8 protein-coding genes are annotated in these 9,590 nt (G+C 45.1%); 2 read left to right on the top strand and 6 right to left on the bottom strand.

Translation table 11 applies throughout. The annotated features are described in order from the left end of the window. Together U9Q77_11215 and U9Q77_11210 are read right to left on the bottom strand one after the other, a co-directional pair. On the bottom strand, positions 1 to 548 hold a 548-nt coding region (locus tag U9Q77_11215), incomplete at its 3' end, for a cohesin domain-containing protein (GenBank protein MEA3287925.1). Further along, positions 529 to 1,527, bottom strand: coding sequence for a CsgG/HfaB family protein (locus U9Q77_11210; GenBank protein ID MEA3287924.1), 999 nt, complete (start codon positions 1,525 to 1,527; stop codon positions 529 to 531). The genes U9Q77_11215 and U9Q77_11210, both read right to left, overlap by 20 nt. A 1,426-nt stretch (positions 1,528 to 2,953) precedes the next feature. On the opposite strand from U9Q77_11210, the gene U9Q77_11205 reads away from it, so the two are divergent. After that, a complete protein-coding gene (locus U9Q77_11205; protein MEA3287923.1) occupies positions 2,954 to 3,481 on the top strand; it encodes a hypothetical protein in 528 nt (175 codons plus the stop codon). 47 nt (positions 3,482 to 3,528) lie between these two features. Further along, entirely contained in the window at positions 3,529 to 4,563 is a 1,035-nt protein-coding gene (locus U9Q77_11200) for a hypothetical protein (GenBank protein MEA3287922.1), read from the top strand. Here the strand turns inward: U9Q77_11200 and U9Q77_11195 are convergent, their stop codons facing one another. The 4 genes from U9Q77_11195 to U9Q77_11180 all read right to left on the bottom strand — a co-directional run. Further along, on the bottom strand, positions 4,564 to 5,484 hold the full coding sequence (locus tag U9Q77_11195; GenBank protein ID MEA3287921.1) for a hypothetical protein: 921 nt from the start codon (positions 5,482 to 5,484) through the stop codon (positions 4,564 to 4,566). A 66-nt stretch (positions 5,485 to 5,550) separates the two neighbouring features. After that, the gene (locus U9Q77_11190; GenBank protein ID MEA3287920.1) at positions 5,551 to 6,810 is read right to left on the bottom strand and encodes a hypothetical protein; all 1,260 of its coding nucleotides are present in this window, start codon (positions 6,808 to 6,810) and stop codon (positions 5,551 to 5,553) included. Between the two features lies 1 nt (position 6,811). After that, a complete protein-coding gene (locus tag U9Q77_11185; GenBank protein MEA3287919.1) occupies positions 6,812 to 8,050 on the bottom strand; it encodes a LysM peptidoglycan-binding domain-containing protein in 1,239 nt (412 codons plus the stop codon). Positions 8,051 to 8,064: 14 nt separating this feature from the next. After that, on the bottom strand, positions 8,065 to 9,590 hold a 1,526-nt coding region (locus U9Q77_11180; protein ID MEA3287918.1), incomplete at its 5' end, for a LysM peptidoglycan-binding domain-containing protein.

Below are 9,590 nucleotides of genomic sequence, written 5' to 3'. Positions count from 1 at the left end.
ACATGCACAACCCCCCCCACAAACTCCAGGATCTCAATCTCCACATCCTCGGCATCCACAAATTGGGATTCCTGTTCATCGAAACTGAAAATGGCATCCCCTGTGGCCACAGCTTCGAAGCGTAGCTCAACGATTTGTCCCGTACCGGAAATATCCACATTATTAGGATTCAGGTATGAAGTATAAATATCCAACACTCCCTGTCCCCCATCATCCTCATCAAAGATCCAACTGTCTTCGCTGGCCGAGAATAATTCACCCAGGGTAACACTGAGGTATTGCATTTTCTGATTGTCATAATTCAACTGGATATGGACACCGGATAATTGCTCCACCACCCGGGCATGCACACTGATCTTAACGGTGCTGCCCACTGTGACATTGTCAGTATCAACAAATATCACCAGCGCCGGATTTAGAGGTGGGTCAACCCCGGGAATTGTGGTGGTATCAATTGGATTTTCAAAGATTGGCGGATCAGGTTGTTCACAACTACCAGCAAAAACCATCACCAATATGATTAACAGACTAAAAGATAGGGATTTCATAAGTGACACCTGAATAGTTGTTTGAAAAATCTAATTTAAAACCGGCTGCTGTGTTCGCTGGTGTTGAAGCAGCTTCAGCCGCCCCACCCACCACATAAGCATGGATGATATTCACCACATGGATCACACCGATACCGCCGGCCATATAGGTCATCATATCGGCAGCATCCTGACCCCGTTGGTACGCTTCATCGACTTGGGATCGGTAAAGAACCAGCTCGTCCAGATCACTGGTTTGGTCATATAAAAGATTGAAATGATCCTGATCAACAACAGCAGCATCATAATCTGATTTGGCTGCCATCAGGGTCAGGCCCAGCCCGACTTCGGCTGCCAACAGCGTGAAACCCATCAACCTTTTGCCATGCTTTAACTGTCCCAGTCCAGGGATAACGGTGGATCGCAGAGCAGCACCCATTTTCAAATTGGGTGGTTTCACCACTGGTGGAGGACGCTTGGCCAATTCAGCCGCAGCAGCAGCGGCAATTGCTTCTTGTGAACCTGGAGGCGGCAGATCAACGATAAGCCAGGCCGACTTCTCGATTTCTTCTATCAGACCATCGATATCTCCCCGGTAGGTCTGACCAATGGCATTGGCATTCTCACCACTCTCCACCGAAAACATCTTAATATCAATGGTATAGGTGCTGCCCAGTTTACCAATAGAACCACTGATCATGTATTCCACATTCAGCATTTTACCGATTTCCACAGCACAGGAAGCATCGGTACATCCAGAGCTCTGAAAATCCTGTTCCTTCAGGATATTATCCATTTCATTGCGCTCAACCAGTTGAAGTGCTTTGGTCTGGGCTAGCGTGGTGGAAAATCTATCAGTCAGTAACTCGGCTTCAATATTGCTGACACCCCGTCCCAAAAAATTGAGCACAGCCACCGTTTCCAGCTTTTTGTCCTGCAAGCAGAAAATGGGTCCAGCCAGAATAAATAAAATGAATATTGATCTAATAGTTTGCTGCATAGTGGGTCCTTCTGCTATGAGTACGTATTGACGTAAGGAGGTAATAAATAAAGGATGTCGAACAGATATTGGTACGAAATACCAATATTTTTTTGCTATTGGAATTGTTCATCTTAGGTGGCACGCCGTAAGCTTCAGCAACAAATATTCATTCCCTGTCAATACTATCTTTCAGTAATGCTATAAGTTGGGCAAATAATTGAATAGCTCAAGTGTTATCCATCACATTTTGGTTGGTTTTTTCAGGCCGAAACCACGAATTTCTAAAATTTCACTAAATTAGTGTCAGTCCATAAACTCTCCCAGAATCTGCTTACGATATGCCATGGAGTAAACCTGCTTCATCGCTGGAAAGAACGCATCTAAACGGGACAGCAATGCCTTGGCCTTTGAGTCCTTTTACCTTTTTCTTGAACGTATTTGAAAACTTCATTGCGCCGGAATAATTGCTTGCCAATATTATCTTTAGTTATCTACGTATAGTACTGTTACTATTGACATTTACCTCAGACTCCAGCCTGGGGTTATAAAAAATATTAAAAAGGGGGGCTTTAGCCCAACAATACTGGGCTAAAACCCAAAGAAACAGTAGGTTTTCATACCCCCAAGCTAAAGCATGGGGTAAGCGTTGTCCCTATTCTCACACAGCCTCTTCAGCGTGGGGATCTGGGACTCACCTCCAAAAGGGCTTTAGCCCAAGACAACCAGCTACACAGTTGGGCTAAAGCCCTGAATTTCTAGTGATCTGTTAACCCCTCAAGCTAAAGCATGGGGTCATTACAAAACGCCGCAACCTTCAGCTGAATTTTGTCAATAGTTAATAGTTAATAGTTAATAGTAACCCTAATGGTAACCGTGTTTTGCGCAAACTCCATAGGTCACTTAAGGTGTATTCACTTCATACTCAGTCAATTACAACTATTTTAGAGAAACTTCTGTTACTTTTTACTTTTTACTTAAAAACGCCCTCTCGCCCGCCTGCGTATAACTTCGTGCGGGCAGGCAAAGACGCAGAGTGTCATATTGAGTCCACCGAAATGACGCAGAGTTTCTTATGCCATAATCCCCTTTTTACTTGTCACTTGTCACTTATCACTTATCACTTAATACCTGCCCCGATCTATCCTAAATAATTCATAGCCACTAAGTCACCAAGACACAAAGTTTAATAAAATATATGCTTATCAAAAATTATCACTCACAGATGCAAATAATACTGTTTAAAATGACCTTGTTCATAACTTTAATACTTTTCGTGACTTAGTGTCTTCGTGGCAATAATTCATGAATAATGCAGGCTATATTTTTTTTAACAGTTTATGTCTGTTACCGTGAGAAAGGACACTCTATTCCTTCAAAGAAATATTATACTAATAGCTGAATTGAATAAAGACCTGCGATCAAAACGATTATAAGGAGGTAAGACATGCTTAAAATGAAACCATTTAAGACAATAATGTTCAACTTCTTCCTGCTCTTGCTAGGTACCGGTTTTAGCAGCCTGAACGCCCAGGAACAGACGACCCTGTTTGTCAGTACCAATATCAATGAATGGGAAATTGATGGTCGTGTATCTTCCCAGATGGTAGACTCAACCCTGGCCTTTGTATTTTCATTTGATGAGGAGTATCCCCCCCTGCATCGCCCCGATACTGTCTATTTTGATCTGGTCAGCCCCATTGACCTGAGTAGTTGCGACTCGGTTTTTATCAAATACTCCTCGCTTGACATTCTTCCCTCTACCAGTTCATGGGTTGCCGGCGATGTTCAGGTGCTGATCAGCCATAGCTACGATCCCAACTGGACTGAAATTTATAATGAAGACCTGTCCCATCTGACCGGTTGGGTACATAATCTCAAGCTTCGATTGAAAGTCGCCGTGCGTTCTGCTCCAGAGGCACCAGGCGAGTATGTACTCTATAATGTTCGTTTTGTTGGATCCTGCAGAAACTGAGTCCACTGCTTTCTGGATAGTACGACACCTGTATTTAAGGATAATTCATGGGTAAGATGATCCTCATCGTGGTTCTGGGCTTTATCATGATCTTTGGTTATATCCGCGGTAACCTGAATCGAACCGCCGAAAAGGCCATTGATAATGCTTCAGAATTCGCTGAAGAAGCTCAGCGCAACCAGTTGGTCGCCAGCGCCCTGGAGTATGCCCTTTCAACTTATATTCAAACCGGCAATACCGATACTACCATCGTGGATTCCTCCTGGCTTGAGGGTGTTATCACCGCAACTATAGCCTTACAGGGCCAGGATGATCTTAATAATATTGATACTGTTATTCTGTCCGCCACCAGTGAGGTCAATGGAATCATCGACAGCAGCCAGATCGTTCTGGTCAGTCACAGTTTGCTGATCCCACCCATTACAGCTTCAGTTGGGATCGACTCCGAATCAGCTACATTTAGTTTTCATGGGAATGTCAGGATTTATGGTAATGACACCAACATGGATGGCACCACTGGACCAAATGACGATCTATCCGGGATCACCGTATCAAACTCAGCCGATAGTACCACCCTGGCAGATGATTATGCAGGCACAACCTACGTTCAGGGAACCGGAACCTCGCCCAGTGTGTCAGTTTCCGATGGCGGCACTACTGATCTGCAATCAACCGTTGATTCTTATGCCGGTATTGCTGATCAATCCCTTTTGGATTGCTCCGGTCTTGATGGAGGCAGTGAAGGTGATCCCACTATTGCCCATATCGACGGAGACTGCTCCTTATCCGGAAACTTAACCGGTTATGGTGTGCTCGTGATCGAAGGTTCCTTGAGAATGAGAGGGAGAGTTACCTGGAATGGTCTCGTGATTGTTGTTGGTGAAAGCTCTATGGAATTTGATGTCTCAGGAAGACCTGCAATTTACGGCAGTTTACTGCTCAGCTCTCCGGAAACCAATCTTTCCTTATCGGGAACAGCTGACCTGTACTACAGCAGCGAAGCGATTCAGATGGTTCAAACTGCCCTGGAAGATGGCGGTCGTAACCGTCGCCAGCTCACCGATGTAAGTTGGTGGGAATAACTAACGATCGATGATATCGATCCATCGTTTTTGATCCTTGGCAGTCAGCCTGACTATCTTATCCAGATCCATTTCGACATATAACTTTTCATCTGCAGTATGAAAATCCGGATGAGTGACTGTCAATCGATAATCCGCATAACTCATGACTGAAAACGCCATTACACCCTTGGGTTCCTGAACCTGGGTGTCTGCCTGATCGATAAAATGAATGACCGAGCTGCTGGCCAATTCACGTAGATCGGGTTGTTTGATATAGGCCGCCAGTAGAGAATCCACCGGCAAGATCGAACTTGAAGCTGTGACCGTGACAGAGGCCCCAACGATGGGAAAACCGGTATTATAGTCCTCAACGGTATAACTTATCGTCCGTACGCGTGGGTTAACAACTTCTTCAGCAATGCGCTTTAAGACGTAATTAAGACTGTACAGGGTGAGCGCCTGGGTTGTGAGAATCTGCCGCTGTTTGCCCATGATAATGGGAATATCCAGCGATACTGTGCGAGCCGCTTTTAGATAGGACAGACCGCTTGCTGTAAAACTGTTTTGAGCCGGATCGGGATAGACATCAGCCAACAGATATGGCCTATTTTTCCAATACAGATCGATCTTGTAAAAACCCTGTTGATCGGTTTTCCCACCCTGAGAAGAAATATTCAGAAATTCCTCCATATTCGCATCTATCTTCAATTTTTTGACCGGTTTATCCTTGCGCCCCACAATGCAGCCTTCCAGTGTACCGATATAGCTAATATCTGTAGCCCTTATCTGTTCATTGAAAGTAACCCTGGGTGGCTCCAGTAGATGAGGTGTTGAGGTGCAAGCAGTGAGGCTGAACAAAATTCCCAATGCAGGTAACCCGAAGGATAACAATAGTTTTCGGATCCGTCTGCTCGTTGAGTAATTCACCATATTAAACATGCCACTCTCCCCTTCATGTGAGGTACTGTCGCTGGTCAGTGCAGACCTGTGCTGAAGAAAACTATTTTAACGATTCTCTTCAAATTCAACTCGTTGTCTCTCGATCAAAGCGTTCATTTTGGCATGACGCCGTTCCAAACGATCAGATAAGGTTGGGACCAGTTTGGCCTTGATAATGATAACCAGCTCTTTCTCAATAATATCATGGGAGTTGAAACCAGTAAAATACTTGATCCCAAAGACCCACCAGGGCAGATCTTTCAAGATGGGAATCCCTTTACGAATCTCAACGGTCTCCTCAGAAAACAAACCCGCGATAACGGTCTGTTCGCCATCCAGTAGCAAAACCTGGGTGCTGGCAGTCTGTTTGGCGATCCGGGTACTCACCGGGTCTGGGAAGGCAGCACTCCGTTCGGCTGATATATTCAGATGGACAAAGGTCACATCCTGACTCTCGATCACTTCAGGGGTTACCTCAAGGATGGTTCCCACATCAAAGAAATTCTCAATGGTATTCCCGGCAAAATCCTTCTGTTTGATTGAAAATTTTTCACCAACCTGGATCCGACCAGTGACACCATCCAGAACCTGAATAGAGGGGCTGGCAATGATCTCGCCAAAATTCAGTGCTTCAAAGGCCTGCAGCACAGCCAAAAAAGAAGTTGTGGTCTTACCAATAACATCGGTGTAATTGGCAGCAATGGAAAAGAGCTCCTGAGTAACACTGGTTCCTGATATGGCATTGATCAGTATTGAATCTCCAGAAGCCAGTCCGGCTGCTGCGCTCCAATCGATCCCTACTTCCGCAATGGAACGCCGATCACCCTGAAAGAAGATCGCTGATATCTCAACTTCCCTAGTATCTAATTGGAAACCTTCAGGTACTACAGGAGCCTGTGCTTTTGCTTTGGGAGCAGCTTTGGTGGTCTTCCGGGCAGAGCGTGGCTTTGGTTTCCTGATCTCATAATAAGTGGCTTTTTCGACAAATTCCAAACCGTTGGCCTTCACCAATAATTCTAATGCCCGGCGCCAATGCGTAGGCGGTATGGCTACATTAATGGGACCTTTCTGCCCGATGGGATTGATGACCACTTTACCTTCATACTGGGATGACATCAGACTGATGACCTGGATGGCCTGCTGAAATGTGGTGGTAGGCTGAAAAGAGACCATCTGGTCACTTGAGGTGCCTTTGGGAATACTCTGAGCTTTTAGAGCCATTGGATAGACCAACCCGCACATGAGCAGCAGATAGATCGATGTGGTTATCGTGTGCTTTAACCTGTCGCTGAAAAAGCCTGCATCCAACTTGGAAGATCTAGACATATCAATCCTTTCCTGCATTTACGAGATTCAAAGTGGTGGTAGAATAAATGCCCCCTTTATTCATATTAAAGGTCACTTTTCCTCTGTTTAGATCAATTTTCATCAGATACCCCAGATAGACCTTGTCTCCAACCTGCAGCGATCGCATAATGCCCTTTTGGTCTTGAATGAAGGCTGATCTGTTGGTCAAAGCCACTAATTTTGCCTGAGCCACATTTAGAAGATCAGCTAAATTCGGTGGAAGTTTTGTCAGAACCAAAGGCTTGAAGGGATCATAATTGGTCAAAATATCATCGGGGATCTGATTCTGGATCTTGTCCTGATTCCATTTGTTTATTTCGCGCCAGTTATCCTCATCTCCCAGATATTGGTCTGCCAACGACCGCAGGGTCTCTCCCGGTTTCACTTCATGGTAGACATAATAATCATCAATAATCTTTTCCATGATTTTCAATGATTGACCACGATAGATCAGGTGAGGATTTTTAATGAGCGGACGGTTCAGGTCATATATTTCACGCCAGCTTGCTGCATTCCCCAGTTGATCTTCTGCGATCTTTTTTAAGGTCTCCCCCGCTTGAATCGTATGATATTGCATTTCAGTGTGTTCAGATTCCTGCAATATTTTCAAACGCATACCGGGAATGATCAAAGCTTTCTCAAACATACGGGAGACCTCACTGTCGGATTGGCCATTCCCATCACTGAACAGACCCGTGAGCTGCATATTCACTTCAACCAGATCCTCAATTTCCCGTCCCCTGGTGGTCTTCCGTTTAACGGTCAGGCTTTCGATCTTATAAATGGGTTTACCATTTTCAAGCCGATAGATGAAATTGGCGATATTGGAAAATTTGCCCTCCCCAGTCAGCACGTAGGACGCCTTGAGTGCTCCGGCCTCAGGCTTGACCCCAACGAAACGAAAATCATATTTAAAAGAAGCGCGTCGGGTGGAAAGTTTATCCAGATAGCGATAAGTACCCTGGATAGCGCTTTCCTGTGCCAATAGCTTGGGAAAATACTCAAGTTGGATTGTGGTCTTGTTCAATTCATCTTTGAAATATTCATAATCGGCTGTGGCTGACTCAAGCTCAGCCAGTGTTTTTTCCTTGTTGGTCACCTGGTTTGTTAAGCTGCCAATATTGCTCTCAAATTTTAAATACAACCACAGGTACCCACCTCCGGCAAACACGATCAGGATCAGGGTTAGAATGATTGAATTTCGAACTGAATATGACATTTACACTTTAACGCCTACTCAGGGGCAGCGTTTTTTTCTCCTGTTTCATTCATGACTCTAATGCGTTGACCAGCATAAATAATATTGGCGTACTTGATCACATCCTGATTAAGCTTATAGACCTCTTCCCAGCGTTCTGCATCACCCAAATATCTTCTGGCAATCCGTTTCAGGGATTCACCGGAACGAATAGTGTGGATTTGCATGGGAAATTGATAACGCTGTTCTGCTGTAATAATGGTCAATTTCTGTCCTGGAAATATCTTATTGGGATTGGAGATGACCGCTTTATTCAACTGATAGAGTTTTTTCCAGCGCCCTCCATCACCATAATATCTGCGAGCCAGTCGTTTAAGATTCTCACCACTTTGAATAATATGAGTGATCGATTCCTGCTCCGGTTCATCCAGCAGAACGATCAAAGTCTGTCCAGGCTCCAAGCTGAGGGGATCACTGAGAATATCGAGATTCAGATTGTAGATCTCCGACCAACGGTCTGCACTGCCAAGTAGGGTTTGGGCTATACCTCTAAGTGATTCATCACTCTCCACCCGATGAACCAGCAAGGCGAATTCTGGTATTTCCGACTCAACTGAGGGTTCTTCCTCAGGATCGAACATCACTGTATCCTGTAAAATGGTCTCAGGGGTATCAGCTTCAGATCGATCTAAAGAATCCAGTGCTCTGGTGCTGTCAGGTGCGGTAATCTGAAGCGTATCGATGGCATCTGTGGTAACGAAGCTATCCGCTGCCAGCGTATCCAGGTCACCCTCCGTGAAAAACAAACTATCAGCCACCCCACTACTATCAGGTACTTCACTAGAATCAGGAATTACACTTACCGAATCCACAGAAAGCGTATCAAGCGCCGGTGTTATCCTTTCTTCATCGATGATGATGATGGGAGATGAACTTTCCGGACTCGCTTCCGGACGATGTGGTGGAATAATAATCTTGGGATCGAAAGCCAGACTATCCGGGACAATTGAGTTGATGGATATTAAAAACTTATAGACGGTTCTTCCACGGATGTCATCTGGAACCACGCTTTTGATCTCGGCATCTTCAAAGTATTCAATAAAACGGGGGATCCGGTTCCGGTACAAACTGAGTCCGGCAAGCTCGATTCCGACTCCCTTGGACTTCAGCTCTGCAATCCACAGCCCATCTACTTCCTCCATAGCTATGAATAATTGTCGAAGTGTGACACTCCAGCGTAAGGACCCCTTGGAGAATTTGGTCAGGTTGATCAGGTTTTCCTGGGCGACTGAGTGAGCCAACGAAAGACTGTCCACCATGTAAGTTACCCATTCGATATCATTGATGGATTTTTCCAGATGGGTAATTTTTTGAAGCGCATCCCGATGCGTGGCATTCTTTTCCACATACAACCAATTGATGGCAAAGGGAACCAGAAAGATCAACAATAGCAACAGCAACCCATGCCAGGCAAGCTTAAAGGTCTTCTGGCGTCGCAGCACATAATCCGGCAACAGGTTGATCAGTAAAGTGTCTTTCTTCTTCGGAAACAGGACCTGTA

This window comes from Candidatus Neomarinimicrobiota bacterium, assembly GCA_034716895.1.
Lineage (GTDB): Bacteria > Fidelibacterota > UBA8477 > UBA8477 > JABMPR01 > JABMPR01.
Note: the sequence above shows the minus strand (reverse complement) of the source record. Positions and strands in the feature narration are given on the sequence as shown.

Bases quoted from the DNA above. Each gene is read 5' to 3' on its own strand.
- U9Q77_11210 (MEA3287924.1), bottom strand. From the start codon at position 1,527: ATGCAGCAAACTATTAGATCAATATTCATTTTATTTATTCTGGCTGGA.
- U9Q77_11205 (MEA3287923.1), top strand. From the start codon at position 2,954: ATGCTTAAAATGAAACCATTTAAGACAATAATGTTCAACTTCTTCCTG.
- U9Q77_11200 (MEA3287922.1), top strand. From the start codon at position 3,529: ATGGGTAAGATGATCCTCATCGTGGTTCTGGGCTTTATCATGATCTTT.
- U9Q77_11195 (MEA3287921.1), bottom strand. From the start codon at position 5,484: ATGTTTAATATGGTGAATTACTCAACGAGCAGACGGATCCGAAAACTA.
- U9Q77_11190 (MEA3287920.1), bottom strand. From the start codon at position 6,810: ATGTCTAGATCTTCCAAGTTGGATGCAGGCTTTTTCAGCGACAGGTTA.
- U9Q77_11185 (MEA3287919.1), bottom strand. From the start codon at position 8,050: ATGTCATATTCAGTTCGAAATTCAATCATTCTAACCCTGATCCTGATC.